General features: G+C 73.6%; 24 protein-coding genes. 11 read left to right on the top strand and 13 right to left on the bottom strand.

The genetic code is table 11. The annotated features are described in order from the left end of the window. Positions 1 to 71: 71 nt before the first annotated feature. The 3 genes from AB4039_RS21360 to AB4039_RS21370 form a co-directional block, all read right to left on the bottom strand. Positions 72 to 1,835: a serine/threonine-protein kinase gene (locus tag AB4039_RS21360; protein WP_442271494.1), complete on the bottom strand. Its 1,764-nt coding sequence runs from the start codon at positions 1,833 to 1,835 to the stop codon at positions 72 to 74. Between the two features lie 264 nt (positions 1,836 to 2,099). Continuing rightward, a complete protein-coding gene (locus AB4039_RS21365) occupies positions 2,100 to 2,765 on the bottom strand; it encodes a hypothetical protein (RefSeq protein ID WP_266841003.1) in 666 nt (221 codons plus the stop codon). A gap of 165 nt (positions 2,766 to 2,930) precedes the next feature. Next, complete coding sequence (locus tag AB4039_RS21370) at positions 2,931 to 3,794, bottom strand: menaquinone biosynthesis protein (protein ID WP_266841001.1); 864 nt, start codon at positions 3,792 to 3,794, stop codon at positions 2,931 to 2,933. A gap of 237 nt (positions 3,795 to 4,031) precedes the next feature. Here AB4039_RS21370 and AB4039_RS21375 point away from each other — a divergent pair, with 237 nt between their 5' ends. Continuing rightward, positions 4,032 to 4,235, top strand: a complete 204-nt coding sequence (locus AB4039_RS21375) for a cold-shock protein (RefSeq protein WP_007265804.1) — start codon at positions 4,032 to 4,034, stop codon at positions 4,233 to 4,235. Between the two features lie 215 nt (positions 4,236 to 4,450). On the opposite strand, the gene AB4039_RS21380 is transcribed toward AB4039_RS21375, so the two are convergent. After that, complete coding sequence (locus tag AB4039_RS21380; RefSeq protein ID WP_442271495.1) at positions 4,451 to 6,154, bottom strand: lytic transglycosylase domain-containing protein; 1,704 nt, start codon at positions 6,152 to 6,154, stop codon at positions 4,451 to 4,453. Between the two features lie 449 nt (positions 6,155 to 6,603). Here AB4039_RS21380 and AB4039_RS21385 point away from each other — a divergent pair, with 449 nt between their 5' ends. From AB4039_RS21385 to AB4039_RS21395, 3 genes are all read left to right on the top strand, one after another. Then, positions 6,604 to 7,248, top strand: a complete 645-nt coding sequence (locus AB4039_RS21385; protein ID WP_266840997.1) for a hypothetical protein — start codon at positions 6,604 to 6,606, stop codon at positions 7,246 to 7,248. A gap of 131 nt (positions 7,249 to 7,379) precedes the next feature. After that, on the top strand, positions 7,380 to 8,165 hold the full coding sequence (locus AB4039_RS21390) for an SDR family oxidoreductase (RefSeq protein ID WP_266840995.1): 786 nt from the start codon (positions 7,380 to 7,382) through the stop codon (positions 8,163 to 8,165). 40 nt (positions 8,166 to 8,205) lie between these two features. Further along, positions 8,206 to 10,782 (top strand): bifunctional FO biosynthesis protein CofGH, encoded by a 2,577-nt coding sequence (locus AB4039_RS21395; protein ID WP_442271496.1) that lies wholly within the window; start codon positions 8,206 to 8,208, stop codon positions 10,780 to 10,782. 64 nt (positions 10,783 to 10,846) lie between these two features. On the opposite strand, the gene AB4039_RS21400 is transcribed toward AB4039_RS21395, so the two are convergent. Continuing rightward, positions 10,847 to 11,941, bottom strand: a complete 1,095-nt coding sequence (locus tag AB4039_RS21400; protein WP_442271497.1) for a tyrosine-protein phosphatase — start codon at positions 11,939 to 11,941, stop codon at positions 10,847 to 10,849. A gap of 588 nt (positions 11,942 to 12,529) precedes the next feature. Here AB4039_RS21400 and AB4039_RS21405 point away from each other — a divergent pair. From AB4039_RS21405 to AB4039_RS21420, 4 genes are all read left to right on the top strand, one after another. Beyond that, on the top strand, positions 12,530 to 13,645 hold the full coding sequence (locus AB4039_RS21405; protein WP_442271506.1) for an ADP-ribosylglycohydrolase family protein: 1,116 nt from the start codon (positions 12,530 to 12,532) through the stop codon (positions 13,643 to 13,645). A gap of 162 nt (positions 13,646 to 13,807) precedes the next feature. Then, positions 13,808 to 14,668 (top strand): TIGR03619 family F420-dependent LLM class oxidoreductase, encoded by an 861-nt coding sequence (locus tag AB4039_RS21410; RefSeq protein ID WP_442271498.1) that lies wholly within the window; start codon positions 13,808 to 13,810, stop codon positions 14,666 to 14,668. Positions 14,669 to 14,788: 120 nt separating this feature from the next. Next, the gene (locus AB4039_RS21415; protein WP_266840987.1) at positions 14,789 to 15,286 is read left to right on the top strand and encodes a hypothetical protein; all 498 of its coding nucleotides are present in this window, start codon (positions 14,789 to 14,791) and stop codon (positions 15,284 to 15,286) included. Positions 15,287 to 15,303: 17 nt separating this feature from the next. Next, positions 15,304 to 15,555, top strand: a complete 252-nt coding sequence (locus AB4039_RS21420; protein WP_442271499.1) for a hypothetical protein — start codon at positions 15,304 to 15,306, stop codon at positions 15,553 to 15,555. A 40-nt stretch (positions 15,556 to 15,595) separates the two neighbouring features. Here the strand turns inward: AB4039_RS21420 and AB4039_RS21425 are convergent, their stop codons facing one another. The 3 genes from AB4039_RS21425 to AB4039_RS21435 all read right to left on the bottom strand — a co-directional run bounded on the left by AB4039_RS21425 (position 15,596) and on the right by AB4039_RS21435 (position 17,425). Next, entirely contained in the window at positions 15,596 to 16,306 is a 711-nt protein-coding gene (locus tag AB4039_RS21425; protein WP_442271500.1) for an MOSC domain-containing protein, read from the bottom strand. A gap of 15 nt (positions 16,307 to 16,321) precedes the next feature. Next, complete coding sequence (locus tag AB4039_RS21430; protein WP_266840983.1) at positions 16,322 to 16,660, bottom strand: hypothetical protein; 339 nt, start codon at positions 16,658 to 16,660, stop codon at positions 16,322 to 16,324. 171 nt (positions 16,661 to 16,831) lie between these two features. Next, complete coding sequence (locus AB4039_RS21435) at positions 16,832 to 17,425, bottom strand: dihydrofolate reductase family protein (protein WP_266840982.1); 594 nt, start codon at positions 17,423 to 17,425, stop codon at positions 16,832 to 16,834. A gap of 241 nt (positions 17,426 to 17,666) precedes the next feature. Between AB4039_RS21435 and AB4039_RS21440 the strand changes: the two genes are divergently transcribed. Next, positions 17,667 to 18,065 (top strand): VOC family protein, encoded by a 399-nt coding sequence (locus AB4039_RS21440; RefSeq protein WP_266840981.1) that lies wholly within the window; start codon positions 17,667 to 17,669, stop codon positions 18,063 to 18,065. Here the strand turns inward: AB4039_RS21440 and AB4039_RS21445 are convergent. Beyond that, the gene (locus AB4039_RS21445; protein ID WP_442271501.1) at positions 18,029 to 18,415 is read right to left on the bottom strand and encodes a winged helix-turn-helix transcriptional regulator; all 387 of its coding nucleotides are present in this window, start codon (positions 18,413 to 18,415) and stop codon (positions 18,029 to 18,031) included. The two genes, AB4039_RS21440 and AB4039_RS21445, sit on opposite strands and share 37 nt — an antisense overlap. 59 nt (positions 18,416 to 18,474) lie before the next feature. On the opposite strand from AB4039_RS21445, the gene AB4039_RS21450 reads away from it, so the two are divergent. Together AB4039_RS21450 and AB4039_RS21455 are read left to right on the top strand one after the other, a co-directional pair. Continuing rightward, a complete protein-coding gene (locus AB4039_RS21450) occupies positions 18,475 to 19,083 on the top strand; it encodes an NAD(P)H-binding protein (protein WP_266840979.1) in 609 nt (202 codons plus the stop codon). After that, positions 19,080 to 19,580, top strand: a complete 501-nt coding sequence (locus AB4039_RS21455) for a nitroreductase family deazaflavin-dependent oxidoreductase (protein WP_442271502.1) — start codon at positions 19,080 to 19,082, stop codon at positions 19,578 to 19,580. The genes AB4039_RS21450 and AB4039_RS21455 overlap by 4 nt, the downstream gene beginning before the upstream one ends. Before the next feature lie 37 nt (positions 19,581 to 19,617). Here AB4039_RS21455 and AB4039_RS21460 read toward each other — a convergent pair whose 3' ends face one another. The 4 genes from AB4039_RS21460 to AB4039_RS21475 all read right to left on the bottom strand — a co-directional run bounded on the left by AB4039_RS21460 (position 19,618) and on the right by AB4039_RS21475 (position 25,116). Then, on the bottom strand, positions 19,618 to 19,914 hold the full coding sequence (locus AB4039_RS21460) for a hypothetical protein (RefSeq protein ID WP_266840977.1): 297 nt from the start codon (positions 19,912 to 19,914) through the stop codon (positions 19,618 to 19,620). Between the two features lie 145 nt (positions 19,915 to 20,059). After that, the gene (locus AB4039_RS21465) at positions 20,060 to 21,679 is read right to left on the bottom strand and encodes an APC family permease (RefSeq protein ID WP_442271503.1); all 1,620 of its coding nucleotides are present in this window, start codon (positions 21,677 to 21,679) and stop codon (positions 20,060 to 20,062) included. A 231-nt stretch (positions 21,680 to 21,910) separates the two neighbouring features. Further along, positions 21,911 to 23,380, bottom strand: a complete 1,470-nt coding sequence (locus tag AB4039_RS21470) for an aldehyde dehydrogenase family protein (protein ID WP_442271504.1) — start codon at positions 23,378 to 23,380, stop codon at positions 21,911 to 21,913. Then, entirely contained in the window at positions 23,377 to 25,116 is a 1,740-nt protein-coding gene (locus AB4039_RS21475) for a D-aminoacylase (protein ID WP_266840974.1), read from the bottom strand. Before AB4039_RS21475 ends, AB4039_RS21470 begins: the two co-directional genes overlap by 4 nt. Positions 25,117 to 25,771 lie beyond the last annotated feature (655 nt).

Raw genomic sequence — 25,771 nt, forward strand, 5'->3', positions numbered from 1 at the left:
TGCGTCACCTTTCGGCGGTGTGTCAAGGGGTTCGGACCGATCCAGCCTACGCCAGGGGCGGTAGGCGGATGTCAGGGGCTACGGGTGAGGTCGCCCTCCGGGTTCCCGGCCCCCCTGTCGCCCGACCTGTAGTGCAGCGAGCCGCCGGGGTTGAGGGTGAAGCGTTCGTCGGCGGAGCCGCCGGAGCAGATGCCGGGGGCGGGGTTGGGGCCGCCCGCGCTGTCCAGGACCAGGGAGCCGTCGGTGGCGGAGGAGAGCTTCCAGTCGCCGCTGCAGTCGGTGCCGAGGACCGGCAGGACCGACTTGTCCCGGGCGACGACCTGGCCGACCTTGCCGGCCTTGATGGTGATCTCGAACTCGGTGGTGGCCTTGATGCTGGTGGTGACGGTGCCCTTCCACGTGCCGATGAACTCCTCGGGCACGTCCTTTCGGGTCCCCTTCGGTGCGGAGGGGGAGGACGAGGGGGCGGAGGCGGAGGCGTCCGGGGCCGAGGAGGCCGGGGGCTTGCCGGCCGCCGCGTCCCGGGTGTCCCCCTGCCCGGGCAGCAGCCCCGTCCCGTACAGCCCGCCGGACAGCGCCGCCAGGGCGGCGGCGGCCGCGCCGAGCACCAGGGTGCAGCTGAAGCGGCGGCCCGCCACGCTGAGGCTCGCCCGGCCCCCGCCGGAACCGGCCGTCCGCTGCCCCGGGACCGTCGCGCCGGGGTGCYGGGCGGCGCCGCCCGCGCCGGCCGCCGTAGCGGTGGGGACCCCGTACATGCCGCCGTGCGCGCCGAAGGAGCCGTACGGACCCGCCGGAGCGGAGTACGGCGAGCCCTGCGGACCCGGTCCCCCGTAGGACGGATCGGGCGTGCCGAAGCCCACGCCCACGGGCCCCCCGACGGAGGCCCCGGTGAACGGCACCGGCCCGGACGGGGCCTCGGGGAAGGGGCCGCCCCCGGCGGCTTGGGCGTCGGCGTCCAGGTCCAGCAGGGCCACCGCCGCCCGGCTCGCCTCCTCCACCAGCGGTGCCGGCAGCCACCCCGGGCCGCCCGGGGCCACGCCCAGGGCCGCCACGAGCGCCTCGGGCGCCGGCCGCTGCGCCGCCGGCTTCGCCAGGCAGGACGCGATCAGGTCGCGCAGCCCCCCGGCGGGGACCCCGTCCAGCTCCGGCGGCTCGTGGACCACCTTGTAGAGGAGGGTCGCGGAGTTGTCCCCGGTGAACGGCGGCCGCCCGGTCGCCGCGAAGGCCAGCACCGCGCCCAGCGAGAACACGTCCGAGGCGCCGGTGACGCCCTTGCCCAGGATCTGCTCCGGGGCCATGTAGCCCGGCGAGCCGATGGACACGCCGGTGGAGGTCAGCGAGGCGGTGCCGTCCGTGGCGCGCGCGATCCCGAAGTCGATCAGCCGTGGTCCGTCGAGGGTCAGCATCACGTTCGACGGCTTCACGTCCCGGTGGACGAGGCCCAGCCCGTGCACCGCCACCAGGGCCCGGGCCAGCCCCGCGCCCACGGCCCGTACCGACGCCTCCGGCAGCGGACCGTGCCCGGCCACCGCCCGGTCCAGCGAGGGCCCCGCCACGTACCCGGTCGCCACCCACGGCACGGCCGCCTCCGGATCGGCGTCCAGCACCGGCGCGGTCCACTCACCGCCCACCCGCCGCGCGGCCTCCACCTCGCGGCGGAACCGGGCGCGGAACTCCTCGTCGGCCGCGAAGTGCGGGTGCACGATCTTGACGGCGACCGTCCGGCCTCCGGCGCTGCGTCCCAGGTAGACCCGGCCCATCCCGCCGGCACCGAGCCGGCCCAGCAACCGGTACGCGCCTATGACCCGGGGCTCTCCGGCTTCGAGCGGCTGCATCGTGTCCCCGTCCCGCGTCCCCCGGTGTGTGTGGTGTCCTTGCATCCCCGGGGAACCGCATCGGGTGCAGGGCCGCGTTCAAGGCCGCGTCCGGTCCAGCCGCCGGCGCCGAGCGCCGCACCCGAGCAGGCTACTCCCCAACTCGATCTCCCCACCGGGGTCTTCGCCAGGCTCCGAACGACCGCCGGCCGACCCGGCCGACCCGACCCACCCGGCCGACCCGACCCACCCGGCCGACCCGGCCGACCCGGCCGGCCGGGTCCGTCAGCGGCGGTCGCCTCCCCACACCTCGCTCTCGCGCAGCACCGCCAGTGCGAACGCCAGCCGGGCGTCGAGCGGGCCGTCCCGGTCGACCGTGTACCAGCGGGGGCCCTGGGAGGGATGGAAGGTGAGCACGGCCCGGTCCCCGGCCCGCCAGACCACCGGCGCCAGGCCGCCGGCCGCCTCGCCCTCGGCCCCCAGGCTCAACAGGCCGTCGACGACGCCGCCCAGCAGCTTGCCGGCGCCCCGCTCCAGCGTTCGCCGGGGGCCGCCGCGGGCCCAGCCGCGCACGGCCACCGCCTCCGGCCGCCCGGGGCGCTCCAGCCACCAGCCGTGGCGGACCAGTCGCTGCGCGGCCGGGGTCCGGTGGACGGCGCCCAGCTCCAGCCCGTCGGGGCCGGTGACCCGGTAGGGGCCCTGCCCGGGCTCCGGACCGGCCGGGGCCACCGAGCACAGCGGGCGCAGACCGCCCTCGTCCGCGGACAACCGGAATCCCCGGCGCGGCGGGGCGCCGGGCACGGCGGGTGCGATGAACACGGCCGGAACCATGTCCTCCCCCCGCGGCCGCGGAACACGGATCGCGTACGGTCCCTCGCCGCGCCGGGAGGCGCGCACGGCGTTGCGCAGCGTCCGGCCGACGGTGAACCGGGTGATCTCTTCCCAGTACACCGGTTCAATCGGTTCGGCCGGCCGCTTCCCGCCGAATGCCATGGGGTCCCCCGTCCCTCGCTCGTATTCCGCTTCAGTGGGACGAGAATACGAAAGGGGAACGAATTCCCGGCAAACGGAACAATCACCGGTTTGGCGGTGCCGGAGATCACCGGGATAAGACCGTCACCGCTCCGGGACGGCCGCCTTCAGCAGCTCTACGGCGACATCCGTCGGGTACCCGGTGTCGGCTCCCGTTCGGCGCGCGAATTCCCGTACGCCGGCCAGCTGCTCGGGACCGAAGCGGAAGTCGAGGGTGGTGAAGTAGCGCTCCAGCAGCTCGGCGTCGAAGGCCTCCCAGCGGGCCGCCTGGTCGGCCACCTTGGTCACCTCTTCGAGGGAGAGGTCGCGGGAGGCGAGGAAGGCCTCGTGGACCTCACGGACCACCTCCGGCTCACGGGCGAGGTAGTCCTTGCGGGCCGCCCAGACGGCGAAGACGAACGGCAGTCCCGTCCAGTCCTTCCACATCTGCCCGAGGTCGTGCACGGTCAGGCCGAGCCGGGGGGCGTCGTGCAGCGAGGCGCGCAGCGCGGCGTCGCCGATCAGCACCGCCGCCTCGGCCTCCTGCATCATCAGACCCAGGTCAGGGGGGCAGGAGTAGTAGTCGGGGCGGACCCCGTACTGCTCGGCGAGCAGCAGCTGGGCGAGGCGTACGGAGGTGCGCGAGGTCGAACCGAGGGCGACCCGGGCGCCGTCCAGCTGCTCCAGCGGGACCTGCGAGACGATCACGCAGGACATGACGGGACCGTCGCACCCGACCGCGAGGTCGGGGAAGGCGACGAGCTGGTCGGCGTTGCGGAGGAACTCCACGAGGGTGATCGGGGCGATGTCCAGCTCACCCCGCACGAGGCGCTCACTGAGCTTCTCGGGAGTGTCCTTGGTCAGGTCCATGTCCAGCAGCGTGCCGGTTCTGGCCAGCCCCCAGTAGAGGGGGAGGCAGTTCAGGAACTGGATGTGGCCGACACGGGGCCGGCTGCGATAGACGTCCACATCGCGAGACTAGCCCCCGGCTCTCCGTCAGCGATCAGGCGGGTCTCAAACGTCCGGGTGACGTGATCTTTCCCTCTGGTCTCGCCCCGAGGGTGCGTGCTAGGCTCGACGCAAGTTGCAGTTTGGTTTCCCTTGCAGTACGAAGCCTGCGGAGCATGTAACCCGCAGGCTTTTGTAGTTTTCAGACTTCTTAGCAGGTTCTGGAGCAGGGCGACCCTTTGGCCCATAGGAGGGCTCATGGCTACCGGAACCGTGAAGTGGTTCAACGCTGAAAAGGGCTTCGGCTTCATCGCCCAGGACGGCGGCGGCCCGGATGTCTTCGTCCACTACTCCGCGATCAACGCCTCTGGCTTCCGCTCCCTGGAGGAGAACCAGCAGGTGAACTTCGACGTCACGCAGGGTCCGAAGGGCCCGCAGGCGGAGAACGTCACCCCGGCCTAGTCGCCTGGCCGGCCGGATCGCGGCTGGATTAAGCAGTACCCAAGGAGCCCTGTCTCCCCCGCCCAGGCGGGGGAGACAGGGCTCCTGCCTTTGCTCTCCGGCACTCGCGCGGAGGGGGAACGGCCGTGGCCCGGTCACCGTCCAGGAGGACGGTGACCGGGCCACGGTCCGTTGGTGCCCGGCCGGACCACCCGGGGGCGGTCCGGCCGGTGGGGCTACTGCTTGGCGGCCGGCGGGGTGGTGGCCGACGGGGCGGTGATCTTGATGTCCAGGATCAGTTCCGCACCGTCCGCGGTGCTCAGACGGAGGTGGTAGGTGCCCGCGGGCACGTCCGTGGTGAGCAGCTCCGGCAGCTTGAGCTTGCCGTCGGCGCCGGTCTTGGCCGGCTCCAGGGAGAACAGCTTCGCGCCGTCCTTGCCCGCGAAGTACGGCCCCTTGGCCTTCTTCGCGTCCACCGGGGTCCAGGCGCCCGGCTTGCCCTCGACCAGTGCGGCGGTGACCTGCGCACCGGCCACCGGCTTCTCGCCCGCGGCGGCCAGGAACTCCAGGCCCTTCACCGCGGTGCCGGCCGCGGCCTCGACCGGGGCGGTGCCGTCGGTGCGCGTGAGGACGAGCGGCGTGGCCTTCTCCGTGACCTTTCCGTCCAGCGTCAGCGTGAGCCGGCTCTTCGCGTCGTAGGCCGTGGCCCGCAGGGTGAACGTGCCCGCCTTGGCGCCCGCCTTCAGCTTGGGCGCGGTGGCGATGCCCTCGGAGTCCGTACGGACGACCACGCTCGGCTCGTCGCCGAAGACGAAGCCCGTGCCGCCGGTGGTGTCCTTCTCCACGGCGACGACGACGGCCTGGTCCGCGGCCGGCTTGCCGTCGCTGAGCAGCGCCTTGAAGCGGACGCCCTCGGCGAACAGGCTCCCGGCCTCGGCCTCCAGCTTCGCGTCGCCCACCCGCTCCAGCTTGGCCAGGGTCGCGGGCGCCGGGGTCGGCTTGGTCGGCTCGCTCGGCGTCGGCGTGGGCGTCGGCTTCGGAGTCGGGGTGGGCGTCGGAGTCGGCTTCGGCGCGGGGTTCGGCTTCGAGGCCGGCGGGTTCGGCGTCGGGACGTGCGGCGGGGTGGGCAGGGTCGGCGCGGGCGGCGTCGGGAAGGTTCCGACCGGCGGGTTCGGGACGCCGGTGGTGCCGTCCTGGTACTGGCGCATGTAGCCCAGGACGCTGTTCACGTACTCGCGCGAACTGTTGTAGCTCAGGACCGCCCTGTCCAGGTCGGCCGGGACCGACAGGTCCTTGCCGCCGGAGCAGAGGTACAGGCCGGCGCCGAGGGCCGCGTCGTAGATGTTGTTCGCGTCGCGCTGGCCGTCGCCGTTGCCGTCGGCCTTCCAGTCCTTCCACGTGGAGGGGATGAACTGGAGCGGGCCGAAGGCGCGGTCGTACTCGGTGTCGCCGTCCCACTCGCCCTTGTCGGTGTCGGTGATCTTCGCGAAGCCGTTGCCGTCGAGGCGGGGGCCGCGGATCGGCCGCTCGGTGGTGCCGTCGGCCTTGAGCCCGTACCCGGAGGCGTGGACGGACTCGATCCGGCCTATGCCGGCGATCAGCGCCCAGGACAGGTTGCACTTGGGCAGGGCCGCCTTCACGGCCACCTCGGCGCGCTTGTAGGCGTCGAGGGCGGTGGCGGGGATGCCGGAGGCCCCTTCGGCCGCGCCGCCGGCACCGGCGGCGGGCGGCACCACGGGGTCGGCGAGCGGGGCCGGCAGGTCGAGGCGGGCGTCACCGCGGTCGGCGGCCTGCGGACTGTCCGGGGTCGGTTCGGCCTCGCCGGCGCCGGCGACCGGGGTGTTGGTCACGACGGCGGCGGTGGTCAGGCTGGCCGCGAGAGCGGCCGTGCACAGGACCTTGCGCGAGGTGTTGACTACATGACGGTGAAGCGGCTTCACAGTGCGGCGATCCCCCCAAGGCGGCCGGCGAAGGCGTCGGCTGGTCGAGCCGTGATTCTTCTGTCTATCAGGTATTCGGATACGACTCGCCGTCACCCCCGTACATATGACGCACCATTCGTCTCGGCTTCACCCGCCTGTGGCCCAGGACGTCCAGCGTGCCTCGTCCGCACCTCCGGTGGAACACCGGAACCACCCAAGGCCCGGACCGATACGCCCCATTAGCCCACTCCGGCATGGAACTCACCCCCATGTCCGGGGTGTCCACGGCTTCCCGGAGCGCGGGGGAACCGGGGCTGTCCGCCCCGGCTGGTACGTTCGAGCCACGCGAGAGCACTGGCGTTCGGTTCCGCCCCCCTGTGGTGAAGGCACCCTCCGGCGGGGGACGCGGGCCGTCATCCCGGCTGTTCGCCGCTCCCCTGCCGTCCGCAGAACCCGAAGGCCCTCCCATGAGCACTCCCCCGCCCAACCCGTACTCGGGCGCGCCCGTTCCGCCCAACCCGTACGCCCAGGGCGCCGGCGCGCCCAACCCGTACGACCGGCCCCAGCCCGGCGCGCCCAACCCGTACGGCCAGCCCCAGCCCGGCGGACCGGTCCCGGCGCAGCAGCCCCCGTACGCGCAGCCGTACCCCCAGCAGCCCCAGCAGCCGCACCCCCAGTACGCCCACCCCCAGCACCCCCCGTACCTGGTGCCCGGCCCCACCGGCTGCCGCAACTGCGGGGCTCCCGAGGCCGTGAACTTCGCCGTCCGGGCCCACGTCGGCGTGCTCGTCGTCATGCGGTTCCACCGCCTCGACGGCCCCTTCTGCCGCCGGTGCGGGCGGGCGCTGGTGCGGATCATGACCACCAAGACGCTGTTCCAGGGCTGGTGGAGCCCCCTGTCCCTGGTGCTGTTCACGCCCTTCACCCTCTTCTGGAACCTGATCGCCTCGACCAAGTTCGCCAAGCTCGAACCCTCGGAGCCGGCCCCCGGCCGTCAGCAGCTCGACGAGGGTCCGCCGGTGCACGCCCGCCCGCTGGCGTACGTGGCGATCGTGCCGCTGCTCTGGGCGGTCTGGGTGATCACGCACATCATCGCGGACGTCAGCGGCTGAACTCCGGGGCGGCGCCGCCGGGCCGGGCACAGCACGCCCCGGGCCCGGCGCCCCTTCACAACCCCGCCCCGCACCCCTACCCTGACGCCCCGTCAGATCCATTGCCGGATCCAGCCGCCAGGGGGCGCGCCATRCTGCTGCGAGGGAAGACCGTCATCGTCTCCGGGGTCGGAGCCGGACTCGGGCACCAGGTGGCCGCGGCCGTGGTCCGCGACGGCGGCAACGCCGTGCTCGGGGCGCGGACCGAGGCCAATCTGGCCAAGTCCGCCGCCGAGATCGACCCCGACGGCACCCATACCGCCCACCGGCCGACCGACATCACCGACGAGGCCCAGTGCCGGGCCCTGGCGGAGCTGGCCGTCGAGCGGTTCGGCGGGGTCGACGCCGTCGTGCACGTCGCCGCCTGGGACGCGTACTTCGGGGGCCTCCAGGACGCCGATTTCGGGACCTGGCAGCAGATCCTCGACGTCAACCTGCTCGGCACCCTGCGGATGACCCGCGCCTGCCTGCCCGCCCTCAAGGCCGCGGGCGGCGGCTCCGTCGTCATCATCGGCACCCAGTCCGCGGTGGCCGCCCCCAACGAGGTGCGCCAGGCCGCCTACGCCGCCTCCAAGGGGGCGCTGACCTCCGCCATGTACTCCCTGGCCCGCGAGCTCGGACCGGACCGGATCCGCGTCAACACCGTGCTGCCCGGCTGGATGTGGGGCCCGCCCGTCCAGGCCTTCGTCACCTTCACCGCCCACACCGAGAACGTCCCGGAAGCCGAGGTCCACGCCCGCCTCACCGAGCGGATGGCGCTGCCCGAACTCGCCACCGACGGAGACGTCGCCGACGCCGCCGTCTTCCTCGCCAGCGACCGGGCCCGGGCGATAACCGGCCAGTCCCTGCTGGTCAACGCCGGTGAGCTGATGCGATGACGCCCTCCACCGGGCACCGGCCGACTCGTATGCTCCCCGTATGACCACTCCGAGCGACGCTCCCACCGACAACGCCATGCGCCGCGCGCTCCGGCGGGCCCGCGACGGCGTCGCGCTGGACGCGACCGAGGCCGCCGTACTCCTACGGGCGCGCGGCGAGGCCCTCAAGGACCTCGCCGCCTCCGCCGCCCGCGTCCGGGACTCCGGGCTCGCCGCCGCCGGGCGCCCCGGCGTCATCACGTACTCGCGCAAGGTCTTCATCCCCCTCACCCGCCTGTGCCGCGACAAGTGCCACTACTGCACCTTCGTGACGGTGCCCGGCAAGCTCCGCAAGGCCGGGCACGGCATGTACCTCTCCCCCGACGAGGTCCTCGACATCGCCCGCCAGGGCGCGGCGATGGGCTGCAAGGAAGCCCTGTTCACCCTCGGCGACCGCCCCGAGGAGCGCTGGCCCGAGGCCCGCGAGTGGCTGGACGCGCACGGCTACGACGACACCCTCGCCTACGTACGGGCCATGGCGATCCGGGTACTGGAGGAGACGGGCCTGCTGCCCCACCTCAACCCGGGCGTGCTGTCGTGGGCGGATCTCCAGCGCCTCAAGCCCGTCGCCCCGTCCATGGGCATGATGCTGGAGACGACCGCCACCCGCCTGTGGTCCGAGCCCGGCGGCCCGCACCACGGCTCCCCCGACAAGGAGCCCGCCGTGCGGCTGCGGGTCCTGGAGGACGCGGGCCGCTCCAACGTGCCCTTCACCACCGGGGTGCTCATCGGCATCGGCGAGTCCTACGAGGAGCGCGCCGAGGCCTTCTTCGAGCTGCGCCGGATCCAGCGCAGCTACCACGGCATCCAGGAAGTCATCGTCCAGAACTTCCGCGCCAAGCCGGACACGGCCATGCGCGGCATGCCGGACGCCGAGCTGGAGGAGCTGGCCGCCGCCATCGCCGTGGCCCGGCACATCCTGGGCCCGAGCGCCCGCATCCAGGCCCCGCCGAACCTGGTGGACGCCGAGTACGCCCTGCTGATCGGCGCCGGGATCGACGACTGGGGCGGGGTCTCCCCGCTGACCCCGGACCACGTCAACCCGGAGCGGCCCTGGCCGCACATCGAGGAGCTCGCGGAGCGCACCGCCGCCGCCGGCTTCGAGCTCCGCGAACGGCTCACGATCTACCCGGAGTTCCTCGGACGCGGCGAGCCGTGGCTGGACCCCCGGCTGCTGCCGCACGTGCGCGCGCTGGCCGACCCGCAGACGGGTCTGGCCGACGCGGCGGCGACGGTGGAGGGCCGGCCGTGGCAGGAGCCCGACGAGGGGTTCGCCGCGTACGGGCGCACCGACCTGCACACCGCCATCGACACCGAGGGCCGTACCGGGGACCGCCGCGAGGACTTCGACCACGTCTACGGCGACTGGGAGGCCCTGCGCGAGGCCGCGGCCCCCGGCATGGTCCCCGAGCGCATCGACACCGACGTACGGGCGGCCCTGGCGCAGGCCGCCGACGACCCGACGCGGCTCACCGACGCGCAGGCCCTCGCCCTGCTGCACGCGGACGGCCCGGCGCTGGACGCGCTGTGCCGGATCGCGGACGAGCTGCGCGCCGCGGTGGTGGGCGACGAGGTCACCTACATCGTCACGCGGAACATCAACTTCACCAACGTCTGCTACACCGGCTGCCGCTTCTGCGCCTTCGCGCAGCGCCGTACGGACGCCGACGCCTACACCCTCTCCCTGGACCAGGTCGCCGACCGGGCCGCCCAGGCCTGGGACGTGGGCGCCGTCGAGGTGTGCATGCAGGGCGGCATCCACCCCGACCTGCCCGGGACCGCCTACTTCGACATCGCGCGCGCGGTGAAGGAGCGGGTCCCCGGCATGCACGTGCACGCCTTCTCCCCGATGGAGGTCGTCAACGGCGCCACCCGGACGGGGATGTCCGTACGGGACTGGCTCACGGCCGCCAAAGAGGCCGGGCTGGACTCGATCCCGGGCACGGCGGCCGAGATCCTGGACGACGAGGTCCGCTGGGTCCTGACCAAGGGAAAGCTGCCGACGGCTGACTGGATCGAGGTCGTCACCACCGCGCACGAGCTCGGCATCCGTTCCTCGTCGACCATGATGTACGGGCACGTGGACCAGCCCCGGCACTGGCTGGGGCACCTGCGCACCCTGGCCCGGATCCAGGAGCGGACCGGCGGCTTCACGGAGTTCGTGACGCTCCCCTTCATCCACACCAACGCCCCGGTGTACCTGGCGGGCATCGCCCGGCCCGGCCCGACGGCCCGGGACAACCGGGCGGTCACGGCGATGGCCCGGCTGCTGCTGCACCCGCACATCACCAACATCCAGACCAGCTGGGTGAAGCTGGGGGCGGAGGGCGCGGCCGAGATGCTCCGCTCCGGGGCGAACGACCTGGGCGGGACGCTGATGGAGGAGACGATCTCCCGGATGGCGGGGTCGGGTTACGGCTCGTACAAGTCCGTCCGGGACCTGATCGCGGTCGCGGAGGCGGCGGGCCGGCCCGCGAAGGCCCGTACCACGCTGTACGGGGAGGTCCCGCGGGACCGGCAGGAGGCGGCGCGCGCTTCGGACGGCCACCTGCCGGAGCTGCTGCCGGTACTGGACTGAGCGGGAACGCGGGAGCCCGGCCGGTGTGGCGTCCGGCCGGGCCCGTGTTCCGTGGCGGCGGGGATCAGCCGACGAGGAGGTCCTTCTTGAGCTGCTTCAGCTCGCGGGCGTCGATGCCGAGGCCGTCCTTGAGGTAGCGGTCGAAGGAGCCGTACGCGGCCTTGACCTCGTCGTAGCCGGAGTTGAGGTACTCGGGGCGCACGTCGAGCATCGGCTTGTAGACGGCGGCCTGCGGGGCGGGCAGGTGCGAGAGGACGGCGTCGTTGGCGGCCTTGCGGTAGTCGTTGCTGGCCAGGTAGTCGGCCATGACCGTCTCCTGCGGGACGCCGAGGGCGGTCAGCAGGGTGGCGTTCGCCCAGCCCGTGCGGTCCTTGCCGGCGGTGCAGTGGAAGAGGACGGAGCGGCTGCGGTCCTTCTCGATCCCTTCGAAGACCTGCGCGTGGGCCTTCTTGCCGCCGTCGCCGCTGACCATGGCCTTCTCGGCGGCGACCATGGCCTTGACGGCCTCGTCGGGGGTCTTCGGCAGGGTCTGGAAGGAGCCGGAGCCGGCGAAGACGTCGGCGACGACGTAGGTGGCGCCCGCCGGGACCTTGTCGGCGTCCTTGGTGCGCTCGTCCTGCATGCGCAGGTCGAAGACCGTCTTGACGCGCAGCCGCTGGAGCTTGGCCAGGTCGTTCGCGGTGAGCTTGTTCAGGGCGTCGGAGCGGTAGATCTCGCCCATCTTGACCCACTGGCCGCTCGCGGTGCGGTAGCCGCCCGCGTCGCGGAAGTTGACCGTGCCCTCCAGCTTGATCAGCCGGTCGGCCAGGCGCAGGCCCTCGCCGCGCTCCGGCTGGAACTCGAACCACTGGCGGTCGGCGGCGGGCAGGCCCTTGACCACGGCGCGGCCCTGGGCACCGCCCTTGGCGACGACCTTGCCGTTGGCCTCGATCTCGACGCGCCGGGTGCCCTTGGCGCTCCACGCGAGGGTGTACGAGCCGTCGGCTCCGGCGGTGACCGTGGCTTCGGTGAAGGGGATGCCGGAGCGGCCCTGGTGGCCGTTGTTCCAGGGGAGCTCCCAGCCGGCGGCGGTGGCGGCGGGGGCCGCGACCAGTGAGGCGGTGAGTGCGGAGGCGACGACGGTCGCGGCGAGGAGTGCCTTCGGGAGTGCCTTCTTCATGGCTACGAGGCTCTGGGCGGGCGGAGAACGCAGCGTGAACGAGGCATGGCCGGAACCGGCCGACTGGAAGGCAAGTGGCAAAACGTGCCATTCGCCAGAGTGGCGGCTGGAACCGTTCGCGATTCGGCCGTTCTCCGCCCACTTGGCGGCGAGGTGCCGAAGGCCTTCCGGATTCGGCCGGACCCGTCCACTACAGTGCCCGGGAGCCTGGGGGGAAACGACATGGACACGACGATCACAGCGGGCACGACGGCCACGCCCGAGCCCACGCACGCACCCGACGACCGGACTCCACCGGCTCCCGCGGCTCCACCGGCTTCCGCGGCTTCCGCGGCTGCACTGGCTGCCGTGGCAGCACCGGCTGCCGTGGCTGCCGTGGCTGCACCGGCTCCCGCGGCTGCCGTGGCAGCACCGGCTCCCGCGGCTGCCGTGGCAGCACCGGCTCCCGCGGCTGCCGTGGCTGCACCGGCTCCCGCTCCCGTGACCCCAGCAGCCTCCCTGACCCCACCGGCCTCCGCGGCCGGACCCGCGGCCAGGAACCCCTCCGGCCCCGCCGCCGGGGCCACGGCCGGCGGTCTCGGCACGGCGCTGTGGGGCCGTGCCGAGCAACAGAACTTCCGCAGCCGGGTACGCGGCACCCTCCTCGGCTCCGCCCTCGGCGACGCCCTCGGCGCACCGCTCGCCGGACTCTCCCTCCACGCCGTCCACGAGGCCCACGGCCCGGCGGGCCTCACCGCCCCGGCCCCCACCCACGGCCGCCGCAGCGCCGTCACCGCCGCCACCCAGCTGACCCTGTTCACCGTGGACGGCCTGATCCGCGCCCACGTCCGCCGGGACACCGGCGCCTGGCACCCGCCGACCGACGTCCACCGCGCCTACCGCCGCTGGGCCGCGACCCAGCACGACTGGGGCCCCGACGAGCGCCGCGAGGACAACGGCTGGCTCGCCAACGAGGAATGGCTCTACGCCCGGCGCGCCCCCGAGCGGGCCTGCCTGACCGGCTTCGCCGACGACACCCTCGCCACCCTGGACACGCCGAAGAACCCCACCGCACGGGACGCCGCCGCCACCGTCCGCTCGGCCCCCTTCGGGCTGCTGGTCGGCTGGGAATCCGCCCTGGTGCTGCAACTGGCCGTCGAATGCGCCGTCCAGAGCCACGGCCACCCCACCGCGTACCTCTCGGCAGGGGCCTTCGCCGTGATCGTCCACGGCCTGACCCGGGGCGAGTCCCTGGACACCGCCCTCCGGCGCGCCCTCGCCCTGCTCGCCGCCCTCCCCGGCCACCAGCCCGTCACCGACGCCCTCCGGCGGTCGGTCGCCGCCGTCACCCGGGGCACGCCCGGCCCCGCCGCCGTCGAGGCCCTCATCCCCGACGGCGGACACGGGGGCCCCGGCGCCGAGGACGCCCTCGCCGTCGCCGTCTACTGCGCGCTGGTCGCGGAGGACGTCCCGCACGGGCTGCGCCTCGCCGTGAACCACGGCGGCGACTCCGCCGCCGTCGGCGCCCTGTGCGGGGCCCTCCTCGGCGCCCTGCACGGCGAGACGGCCCTCCCGGCGGCCTGGCTGGCCGCACTGGAGGGCCGGGCCACACTGCTGGAACTCGCCGACGACTTCGCCCTGGAGATGACCCAGGGCCCCGCCCTGCACGGCCCCTCGGTCTCCGCCCCGGCGTGGCTCGCCCGCTACCCGGTCCCGACGGCCTGAACCCGGACCGGTCCCGGCCCCGGTCAACGGCGTGGTCCGGGTCGGGCGCCGCACGGCCGCGAGCCCGGTCCGCCGCTCCCCGCGGGGGCGCGGCGCACCCTGCCCTCCTGACGCGGAACGCCGTACCTTGGCCCTCCCCACGACCCGGAGGTGCCCTCGCCCATGCGGATCGCCACGACCGTCTTCCTCACCGACCGCACCATCACCCCCGTCCGGCTCGCCCGCGCCCTGGAGGAGCGCGGGTTCTCCGGCCTCTACCTTCCCGAGCACACCCACATCCCCGTCAGCCGCGCCACCGGCGCCCCCATGGGCGGCGAGCTCCCCGAGGAGTACGGCCGCACCCTCGACCCCTTCGTCGCCCTCGGGCAGGCCGCCGCCGTCACCGAACGCCTCCACCTCGGCACCGGCATCACCCTCGTGGCCCAGCACGACCCGATCGGCCTCGCGAAGCAGGCCGCGACCCTCGACCACCTCAGCGGCGGCCGCGTCACCCTCGGCATCGGCTACGGCTGGAACGTCGAGGAGGCCGCCGACCACGGCGTCGAGTGGCACACCCGGCGCGACCGGGTACGCCACCACATGGCCCTGATGCGCGCCCTGTGGTCCCCGCTGCCCACCGCGTACGAGGGCCCGTACGGCTCCGTCCAGGCCAGCTCCGCCCACCCCAAGCCGGCGACGCCCCCRCGCGAACTCGGCGCCGGCCGCCCCCTGCACGGACCCCGCACCCTGATCGGCGGCTCGGCCGGCCCCAAGCTCTTCGCCGCCATCGCCGACCACGCCGACGGCTGGCTCCCCATCGGCGGCCGCGGCCTCACCGAATCCGTGCCGGTCCTGCGGCGGGCCTGGGAGGCCGCCGGACGCGATCCGAAGACCCTCCAGGTCGTCCCGTACGCCGTCCGGCCCACCCCGGGCAAGCTCGGCCACTACGCCGAACTCGGCCTGGAGGAGGTCGTCCTGCAGCTCCCCTCGGCCCCGGAGCCGGAGGTGCTGCGCACGCTGGACGAGTTCGCGCAGTACCTCTGAGGCGGTGACGCGGAACCGCGGGCGGGTTCCACCGCGTGTCCGAGGGTGCCTCTACCCGTCGGCCCGACTGGTACTTTGGCGCGTTCCGTCGATCAACTCGCTTTTCCTGGGGGACTTCCCGTGCACAGCTACCTGCGCTTCACCGCCATCGCCGCCGTCGGTGCCACCGCCGCCCTGACCCTGACCGCCTGCGGCAGCGACAGCGGCAGCGGCAAGGCCGCGGACAAGCAGCCCTCCGCCGCCGCATCCGCCCCGGCCGCCGCCACCACCCCCTCGGCGGGCGGCGCGGGCGGCGCGGGCGGCGCGGCGAAGGCCGGCACCCTGGAGGGAGGCTGGATCTCCATGCAGAACCCGGCCAAGGGCGTGGTGCTCACCGTCAAGGGCCAGACGGCGTTCGTCGTCGAGGCCGCCACCGGCCTGACCTGCGAGGGCACCAGCAACGGCTCGGCCCTCGACCTGAAGTGCCCGACGGGCGCCACCCGCTCGAAGGGCAAGGTCGACTCGGTCGACGCCACCACCCTGAAGGTCACCTGGGAGGGCCCGGCCGGCACGGACACCTTCCAGCGCAGCGAGCCGGGCAAGCTCCCCTCCCTCCCGGCCCTCCCGACCAAGAAGTAGCCGAAAGGGCGGCCGGGGTGCCGGGCCGGCGCAAGCGGAAGGCGCAGCGGCGCAGGGAGTCCGAGGCGTGGGCGGTGGCCCGGCAGGACGGCCGCTGGGAACGCCGCTTCGCGACCCAGGACCAGGCGGAGTTCACGGCGTACGTCCGCGAGCTGCTGCGCGGCGGCGACCTGCGCCCGGAGGACGTCCGGCTGGACATGCTGTGCGGCCGCGTGACGCACCCGACGACCCACGTGGTGAGCGTCTGGGTCCGGGCGGACGGAACCTAGGCCCGTACCTGTACGGCATTCGCCGGCGTGACGGGCGGGGTCACTCCAGGACCAGCGGATCGCCGACCCGTACGGTGCCCGGGGTCAGGATGCCCGCGAGCATGTCGAGCCGGTTGTCGTGGGCCCGGGCGATGGTCTTCAGGACCAGTGGGGAGTGCGGGAGGTCCCGCTGGGCCTGGTTCGTCATCACGCACCGCTCGCTGGAGCGCACGAACTCCACGCACAGGCCGTCCCCCGCATGCGCCGTGCGTCCGGCCCACTCGTCCTCCACGAAGGGCGGGGTGCCGGGCGGGGTGCGCAGCAGCACGTTCGGCCGGAAGCGGCGTTCGTCCACCGGGACGCCGGGTATCTCCGCGCGGATCCAGTCGAGGGTGGCGGTGGTGAGGACGCTCAGCGGCAGCTGGTCGAAGTGCGAGATCCCGCCCTCGCGGGCCAGCTCGACGTCGTCACGGCCGAGGTAGGTGCGCAGGTACGCCGTGGGGTCGGCCACGGGCCGGCCCTGAGGGTCGATCAGCTCCGGCCGCCCGCTCCCCTCCGGGTAGCGGGAGCTCAGGTGCAGCAGACCGTCCATGCGTCGGAAGCGCCGCGTGTTCTTGCCCGACCCGAACCTGCCCTCACCGTCGCGCACCGCGTAGAGCCGGTCACCGACCAGCCCGCGCCCGTCGACCTCCGCGCCGCGCAGCCGCTCGCCGCCGGTCGACTTGATCGGGTACCGCCACAGCCGTTCGATCACGCCCACGATGTCCGTCATCGTCGTGACGGTAGTTCACGGGGGTGGCACGGGCCCCGGCGCCGCCGCGCCCGGGGCCGGACGCCAGAAGCGCCCGTCAGGCAGGGCCTGACGGGCGCCGAGGAAGTAGTCAGCGTCACGCTGGAATTGAACGCCCGGAGCGGCGCTGCGCACGTGCCCCCATATCCCGGGCGCCACGCGGTACTCGCCCGCCACCATCCAGGGATCGTCGCCCAGCACGAAGAGGTGCCTGATCGCCAGGAACTGGTCCCGCGAGAGGGAAACGGACTCGACTATCTCCTCGTCCGCATCACGGAAGCCGATCAGATCCCAGACGAGGTTGTAGCCGTCGGCGAATGGATAGTCGCTGCTCATCGACGCCACGCTAGGCCGCACCCCACCTGCCCGCACCTGCTTTTCAGGTGGAGCGGGACCTGAGGGCTGGGCGGGGTCGCGGGTGGGCGGTGCACCCTTGATCCGGATCAGGGGTGGGCTGGGGGCGTCCCGCCAGTCCCCGACCCCGCCCGGCCCCGCCACCCCGCCCCCTCAGCCCCCCGCCGGCCTGTACGTGCACACGTTCACGCCCGCCGGGCTCGTTGCCGTCGAGACGAGTTCCAGGGTTCGGCGGCCGCCGTCCGCCGGGAAGATCGACTTGCCGCCGCCGAGGAGGACCGGCATGACGATCAGGCGGAGTTCGTCGACCAGGCCCTCGGCGATGAGGGTGCGCGCCAGAGTCGGGCTGCCCATCACCAGCAGGTCGCCGCCGTCGGCCGCGTGCAGTTCTCGGAGGCGGGCGAGGGCCTCGGCGCCGGGGATGAGGGTGGTGTTGTTCCAGGTCAGGTCGGCGTCCGTGAGGGTCGCGGAGACGACGTGCTTGGGGATGGAGTTCATCTGGTCCGCGAAGGGGTCCCCCGTCCGGCCGGGCCAGGCGGCCGCCATCGTCTGCCAGGTGCGGCGCCCGAAGAGGAGGGCTTCGGCCTTGGCGGTGGCGTCGGCGAAGGCGCCGCCGACGACCTCCGGGTCGAAGAAGGGCTGCGACCAGCCGCCGTGGGCGAAGCCCCCGTCGGTGTCCTCCTCCGGCCCGCCCGGGGCCTGGACGACGCCGTCGAGGCTGATGAACTCGCTGATGACGATGCGCATGGGACTCGTTCCTTTTCTCGGGCACCTCGGCTACCTCAGCTACCTCGGCACCTCAGGCACCTCGGGTAACCCAATTGCCTCAACTGCCTCGGCCGGGCCTACAGAAGGAGAGACTGCCGGGTTTCCCGGGAATCATCGCTCCGGACACTGTGACCTGCCCCACACCGCCGTACGGTCCGGCATCTGACACATCACGGGGCGGGCGGGCCCGCCGTCGCGTCCGGCGCCGTACCCTCCACGCATGATCGATTCACTCACCCACGTCCGCGTCGCCCGGCCCTCCCTCGATCTGGAGGCCGCCGAGCGGTTCTACGTCCAGGGTCTCGGGCTGGACGTCCTGTGGCGGACGGCCGGTCACGTTCCCGGGGAGCACGACCTCATCATGGTCGGGCCCGCCGGCGGTGGATGGCACTTCGAGCTGACCCGGGACCCCGAGAACCCGCTCGCGCCCACCCCCACCGTCGACGACCTGTTCGTCGTCTACCTCGGTGAGGCCCCCGACGAGGACCTCGTCAGCCGGCTCGTCGACCACGGCGGGACCCGGGTCCCTTCGCACAACCCGTACTGGGACGAGTACGGGGTCACGATCGCCGACCCGGACGGCTACCGGCTCGTGCTCTGCTCCCGCACCTGGGGCTGAGCCCCCGCCAGTCCGGCCTCCTGGGCGTCGAGCAGTTCGTCCCAGTGGTCCCGCGTCCACTCGCAGGCGGCATCGAGCGGCCCGAGCAGGCCCCGGCCGAGGGGGGTGAGGGCGTAGCGGCCGGGCTCCTCGCGGGCGACGAAGCCGTCGCGCTCCAGCCCGCGCAGGGACTGGGTCAGGGACTTGGAGGTGATGCCGCGCAGCGGGACCTTGAGCTCCGAGAAGCGGCGCGGGCCTCCCTCCAGGCAGCGCAGGACCAGGGTGGCCCACTTGTCGCCGATCCGGAACGGGACCAGCGGCGAGGGGCAGACGGGGTCGAACATCTCGGGGCCGAGGGGCGGCTGCGTCATGATCACCACGGTAGGCCGGTATCCGATCGGTAACCAGCCCCTTCCCTACGCTCGCCCCCATGACGAAGAGCGAGAAGCAGTCCAGGGTCATCGTGTTCGGCGGCACCGGCCGGGTCGGCCGGGCGGTCGTCGCCGCGGCGCGGGCGCGCGGGGTCGAAGTGACGGCGGTGGGGCGGACCGAGGGGGAGGTGACCTCGGCGGCGGAGGTGGCCCGGCTGGCGGCGGGGCACGACGCGGCGGTGGTCGCGGTGTACGACGACCGGGCGGCGCCCGGGGAGTTCTTCCCGGCCCTCGCGCGGGCCCTGGCGGCGGGGCTGCCGCGGGCGGGGGTGCGGCGGCTGGTGGCGGTCGGGCTGGCCTCCGTACTGCCCACGGCGGCGGGGCCGCTGCTGATGGACACCGACGGGTACCCGCAGGAGTGGCGGGAGTTCTACGTCGGCCACGGCGCCGGGACCGAGGCGCTGCGGGCGGCCGCCCCGGAGGGGCTGGACTGGGCGGTGCTGAGCCCGGCGGGCGACTTCGGCGACGGCCCGGAGACGGGGGCCTACGCCTTCGGCCCGGCGGAGGCGGCGAGCCGGATCACGCACGCGGACTTCGCCCTCGCCCTGCTCGACGAGGCGTCGGCCCCGACGCTGCACGGGGTGCACGCGGGGGTGACGGGCGCATGACGACCACATCTCGGGCCACCCCGGTCACCCCGGCCACCCGAGCGAACGCCGGCGCCATCTCCGCCTCCGCCACCGCCTCCGCCACCGACAGCCCCGTGCCCTGGGTCGCCGAGCACATCCGGCGTTTCGAGGAGAGCGGCGGGCGCCCGCGGCCCGGGGTCTCGGACCTGCTGCTGACCACGCGGGGCCGCCGCTCGGGCGTGCTGCGCCGGACGGCGCTGGCCTACGTACGGGATCCGGACTCGGACGCGTACGTCCTGACGGCGTCGAACGGGGGCGCCGACCGGCATCCGGCCTGGTACCTGAACCTCGCCGCCGACCCGGCGGTCACCCTCCGGGTCGGCGCGGACACCTTCCCGGCGCTCGCCCGCCGCGCGGACCCCGGGGAGGTGGCGCGGCTGTGGCCGGTGGTGGTGGCCGCGATGCCCTCGTACGCGGCCTACCGCGAGGCCACGGACCGCGAGATACCGCTGGTCCTGGTCACGCGTACCCGCTGAGCCGGCGACGGCCGAGCGGCCGGCGCGCCGGCTGGGGTCAGCCGCCGACCTTGGGGGCCTTGGGCAGTCCGGTGGAGAGGGCACTGCCGGCGCCCGTGAGGGAGGCGTCGGTGGCCTTGGAGGCCGTTCCGGCCGCCTGGGCGGTCACGCCGACCGCGGTCTTGGTGTCCTGCACGGCCTGCCCGGGGTGGTCGACGATCTGACCGACCCGCTTGGCGAGGGGCTTCACCGCGGTGGCGTTGCCGTCCGCGGCGTGGGCGGCGGCGGGGGCGAGTGCGATTGCGGCGCCGCCGGACAGGAGCAGGGCGGTGAGGGTGCGCTTCATGGCCTTCATGCACTGCCCAACGACCTCACCGCACCCCAGGTCACCGCTCGTTCCGGGCGTTCCGCGCATCGGGTCGCCCCGGCGCCGGTGGCCCGGCGCGTCCCGGCCGGCCCGCGCCCCCGCGCACTCCCGGCGCACCACCGCCGGGACGGGGTCAGTCCTCGACCACCAGGGCGGGGGTGGACTTGGTGAGGACCTCGCCGCGGAAGAAGGCGGGGCTACGGCGCTCGGTGACGAACATGATGACCAGGCCGAGGGCGAGGAGGCCGACGCCGATGACGAAGACGCTGCCGACGCCGAGGCCGGGGATGGTCGAGCCGGAGCCGTAGGAGGGGTTCCAGGCGTCGGCGAGGGTCTTGAAGAAGACCGCGGCGAGGAGGAGGCCGCCGATCACCGGGAGGATCCCCTTGAAGAGCAGGTCGCGCACGGAGTCGCGCAGCTCGCCGCGGAAGTACCAGGCGCAGGCGAAGGCCGTCAGCGAGTAGTAGAAGCAGATCATCAGGCCGAGCGCGAAGATCGTGTCGGTGAGGACGTTCTCGMTGACCAGGGTCATGACCGTGTAGAAGGCACCGGTGGCGACGCCCGCCGTGACGGTGGCGCGGCCCGGGGTCTTGAACTTCGGGTGGACCTTGGCGTAGGAGGCGGGCAGGGCCTCGTACGTGGACATGGCCAGGACCGTGCGGGCCACCGGGATGAAGGTGGTCTGGAGGGAGGCGGCGGCCGAGGCGAGGACGGCGACGAAGAGCAGGATGCCGAGCACCGGGCCCATGACGGGGCCGGCGAGGGCGGCGAAGACGTTGGCGGAGGTCTCCGGGTTGCCGAGGCCGAGGCCGGAGGTGCCGGAGCCGACGGCCATCTGGGCGGCGACGCCGGTGGCCAGGTAGGAGCCGACGAGGACGACCATCGCGATGAGCGAGGCGCGGCCGGGGGTCTTGGAGGACCCGATCGTCTCCTCGTTCGCGGTGAGGCAGGTGTCCCAGCCCCAGTACATGAAGATCGAGAGGGAGAGCCCGGCGGTGAAGGCGGCCATGGAGCCGACCGCGAAGGGGTTCATCCACTCCCACGAGAAGCTGAGTCCCGTGTCGAAGGTGCCGGCGGAGGCCTTCTGGAAGGCCATCGCGACGAAGATCGCGAGAACGGCGAGCTGGAGGCCGACCAGGGTGTACTGGATGCCCTTGGTGGCGGTCATGCCGCGGTAGCTGATGGCGGTGGCGACGGCGATCAGCGTCAGGCAGGTGGTGATGTGGACGAGCTTGTTGTCGTCCAGCCCGGCGATCGACGGATTGTTCGTGATCTCGCCGGCCAGCAGCCAGAAGTAGGAGGTGGCGACACCCGCGAGGTTGGAGAGCACGATGATCGTGGCGATCACCAGGCCCCAGCCGCACATCCAGCCGATCCGTGGGCCGAAGGCCTTGACGGTCCAGGTGAAGGAGGTGCCGCAGTCCGGCATGGCCTTGTTGAGCTCGCGGTAGGCGAAGGCGACCAGCAGCATCGGGAGGAACCCGGCCAGGAAGACGGCCGGCATCTGGACGCCGACCTCGCCGGCGGTGGAGCCGAGGGTGGAGGTCAGGCAGTAGACGGGGGCGACGGTGGAGATGCCGAGGACGGCGCTGCCCACCAGACCGACGGACCCCTTGCCGAGGCCCTTGCCGCGGACCTCGCTCTGACCCTCGCCCTGGCCCTCGCCCTGGCCCTCGCCCTGGCCCTCGCCCACGCCCCGGGCGACGCCGCTTACCGTCTCTCCGACCTTCTGCCGAACGTCCAGCTGTGTCATGGGTCAGGACGTTAGACGGTGCGGTTTCCACATTCGGAAGATTTAAGTCCGGATCCGGAGACCCGAAAATGCCTTGGAATCTTGAGGTCGAGAGAGTTAACGATCACGCAATGAAAGGTTCACGGGTCCGCCGGTCATCGTTTCGGCGGACCCGGAGCTCACCTTTCACCATGCGGAAACCGCAGCAGTGTCCGTTTCGCGGCTTTTCAAACTTTCCAGATCAATTTTTGGTCAAGCCCATACGATCGACTGGATTTCGCTGTACGCGTGCAGCGCGTACGATCCCACGTCCCGCCCCACACCGCTCCGCTTGAACCCGCCGAACGGCGCCTCCATGTTCCGGCCGATCGTGTTCACCCCGACCCCGCCCGCCCTCAGCCGCCGCGCCACGCGGAAAGCGCGGGCCGCGTCCCCCGACCAGACGTAGCTCAGCAGCCCGAAGTCGCTGTCGTTGGCCAGCCGGACCGCCTCCTCCTCGTCCCCGTCGAACGGAACGACCACCACCACCGGCCCGAAGATCTCCTCCCGGACCACGCGCATGTCATTGGTGCAGTCGACGAGGAGGGTCGGCGCCACGTAGAAACCGCGGCCGTCCCCGACCACCGGACGCCCCCCGCCGTACGCGATCCGCGCCCCCTCCTTCCGCCCCAGTTCCACGTACGACTCCACGCGGTCCCGGTGCGCCCCCGAGATCACCGGGCCGACCACCGTGCCCCGCTCCCCCGGATCACCCACCTTCATGAAGGCCAGGTAGCCCGTCAGCTTCTCCACCAGCTCCGCGTACACCGACCGGTGGACGATCACCCGCGTCGGCGCCGTGCAGATCTGGCCGGAGTAGAAGGAGAACGTCGTACCGATGCCCAGCACCGCCGCGTCGAGGTCGGCGTCCTCCAGGACGACCGCCGCGCCCTTCCCGCCCAGCTCCATCAACTGCCGCTTCATGCTCCGACCGCACGCCTCGGCGATGCGCTGCCCGACGCCCGTGGAGCCCGTGAAGGACACCATGTCCACGTACGCGGAGTCCACCGCCGCCTCGCCCACCTCCACCGAGGCACCCGAGACCACGTTCACCACCCCGGCCGGCACCCCCGCCTCGTGCAGCGCCTCGGCCATCTTGAACACCGACAGCGGATCCTGCGGGGCCGGCTTGACCACCACCGTGTTCCCCATGGCCAGGGCCGGGGCCACCTTGCCCGCCGGGTTCGCCCACGGGTTGTTGTACGAGGTGATGCACGTGACCACCCCGACCGGCTGGCGCACCTCCAGCGCGCCCAGCACGCTCGCCCTCCCCATCGGGCCGGCCTCGGTCACCTGCGGCGGCAGCCCGCGCTCCACCGGCTCCAGCGCGCCGCGCGCGTACCGCCGGAAGCGGGACACCCCGACCCCCACCTGCATCCCGCGCGCGATCCCCGTCGGAGCGCCCGTCTCGGCCCGCGCGAGCGCCGACCACGGTTCGAACTCCCGCTGCATGACGTCCGCGGCCCGGTCCAGGATCGCCGCCCGCTCCTCCGGCGCCGTACGGGACCAGCCCTCGAAGGCCCCGGCGGCGGCGCGGGCCGCTTCCTCGACCTGGGCGCGGGAGGCCTCGGGGGCGAGACCGACGACGGACTCGTCCGCCGGGTTCACCACCTCGTAGTGGCCGCCGTCCGGCTCCACCCACGCGCCGCCGATGTAGAGCCGCTGCGCCGCTTCACCGCTCATCGGGTGCTCACCGTCCTCGTGTCCCGGCCCGAACGGAGCACGATCCCCGGGATCGCGCCCGTCACCTCGTCGTCGCGGATGGTCTCCACGCCGTTGACCCGCACCGAGACGATCCCGACGGCTCGGGCGTCCAGGCGCGGGCTGTCCCCCGGCAGGTCGTGCACGAGCGTCGCCGGGCCCGCCTCGATCCGCTCCGGGTCGAAGAGCACCAGGTCCGCGTGGAAGCCCTCGGCGATCCGGCCGCGCTCGCGCAGCCCGAACAGCTGCGCCGGGTCGTCGGTCAGCATCTTCACGGCCTGCTCCAGGGGGACCAGCTTGCGGCCGCGCAGACAGTCGCCGAGGAACCGGGTCGTGTAGGGGGCCCCGCACATCCGGTCCAGGTGCGCACCCGCGTCGGAGCCGCCCAGCATCACGTCCTCGTGCTGCCAGGTCTCGGCGCGCAGGGCCCAGCTCGCCGGGTCGTTGTCGGTGGGCATGGGCCACAGCACCGTACGCAGGTCGTCGTTGGCGCAGATCTCGACCAGGCACTGGAAGGGGTCCTGGCCGCGCTCGGCCGCGATGTCGTTCACGACCCGGCCGGACAGGCCTTCGTTCTCCTTGCTGTACGTGTCCCCGATGACGTAGCGGCCGAAGTCGGCCAGGCGCCGGAAGACCCCGGCCTCCTTGCTGTCGGCGCGGCGCAGCATCACGGCGCGGACGTCCGGGTCGCGGAGCTTCTCGATCCGCTCGGGGACGGGGAGGGCGAGGACCTCGCCCCAGCCGGGGATGAGGTTGAGGGCACAGAAGGTGCCGAGGGACATGTTCATCGGGGTGAGGATCGGCATCGTGAGCGCGACGATCCGGCCGCCGGCCGCGCGGGCGCGCTCGCTGGCGACCAGCTGGCGCGGGACGCGTTCGGGGACGGCGGCGTCGATGGTGAGGACGTTCCAGTTCAGGGGCCGGCCGGCGGTGACGCTCATCCGGACGAAGAGGTCGATCTCGGCGTCGGAGAACCGGTCGAGGCAGCCGGCGACGATGGCCTCCAGCTGGGTGCCCTCGTGGTCGGCGACGGCCGCGGAGAGGGCGAGCAGCTCGGCGGGCTCCGCGTGGCGGGAGGCGACCGGGGCGCCGGCGCCGTCGGTGTGCGTGGAGGACTGGGTGGTGGACAGGCCCCAGGCCCCGGCGTCCATGGCCTCGTGGAGCAGGTCGACCATCTGCCGGAGCTGCTCGGGGGTGGGCCGGCCCCCGACCGCGGCCTCGCCCATGACGTGCCGGCGCAGGGCGCAGTGGCCGACCATGAACCCGGCGTTGACGGCGATGCGGCCGTCGAGGGCGTCGAGGTACTCGCCGAAGGTGGACCAGCTCCAGTCGACGCCCTCCTCCAGGGCGGCGAGGGCCATGCCCTCGACCTTGCTCATCATGCGGCGCGTGTAGTCGGCGTCCTCGGGGCGGGCGGGGTTGAGGGGGGCCAGGGTGAAGCCGCAGTTGCCGCCGGCGACGGTGGTGACGCCGTGGTTCATGGAGGGGGTGGCGTACGGGTCCCAGAAGAGCTGGGCGTCGTAGTGGGTGTGGGGGTCGATGAAGCCGGGGGTCAGGACCAGCCCGGTCGCGTCCTCGCTCGTACGGGCCGCCTCGGTGACGGTGCCGGGGGCGGCGACGGTGACGATGCGGCCGTCGCGGATGCCGACGTCCGCGGGGCGCGGGGGTGTGCCGGTCCCGTCGACGACGGTCGCTCCGCGGATGAGGTGGTCGAGCATGACGGTTCCCCTCCTGGGTGGTCCTGCGGGTGCCCTGGGCGGGCGGGTGCCGTTGCCCTGCGGGGCGGGGCGGGGCGGGGGCGGTGTGGTGTGGATTGGGTCGGTGCGGGCGCCGTGCCGTGCCCCTGGCGGGGCGGGTTCGGTCGGACGTGCCCCTGGCGGGGCGGGTTCGGTCGGACGTGCCGCCGGCGGGACGGGTTCGGTCAGACGTGCCGCCGGCGGGACGGGTTCGGTCGGCTGTGCCGCCGGCGGGGCGGGCCGTGGTCCCTGGCGGGCGTGGGGCGGGTACGTGGTCGGGCGGGCGGCTCCGGTTCTGCGCGGGGGGGGCGTGGCTTGCCGGTGGTGGGGCGGGGTCATGGCGACGCCCCGCCGGGGGCCCTCCGGGGTGGTCCGCGTCGGGCCGGAGTGGGCGGCAGGCCGCTGCCGGGCCACTCCGGCCCTCGGCGATGCCCTGCCGGGAGGCGGTCCGGGAAGACGCCGCTCCGGCGGGGGGTCGGTCGGGGCCCGGGGCGGGCGGGCCCTGCGGGGCTGTCCCCTACCCGCCCTTCCACCGTTCCCCGGGGCTCCGCCCCGGACCCCGCCGCGTCGGCCGGGGGCACGGGGCCTGCGGCCCCGGCCCGGGCCGACACGAAGCCCACGGGCCCGGGCTCCAGCC

The sequence above is a fragment of the Streptomyces sp. M-16 genome (assembly GCF_052114405.1).
In the GTDB taxonomy this organism is placed as follows: Bacteria; Actinomycetota; Actinomycetes; order Streptomycetales; family Streptomycetaceae; genus Streptomyces.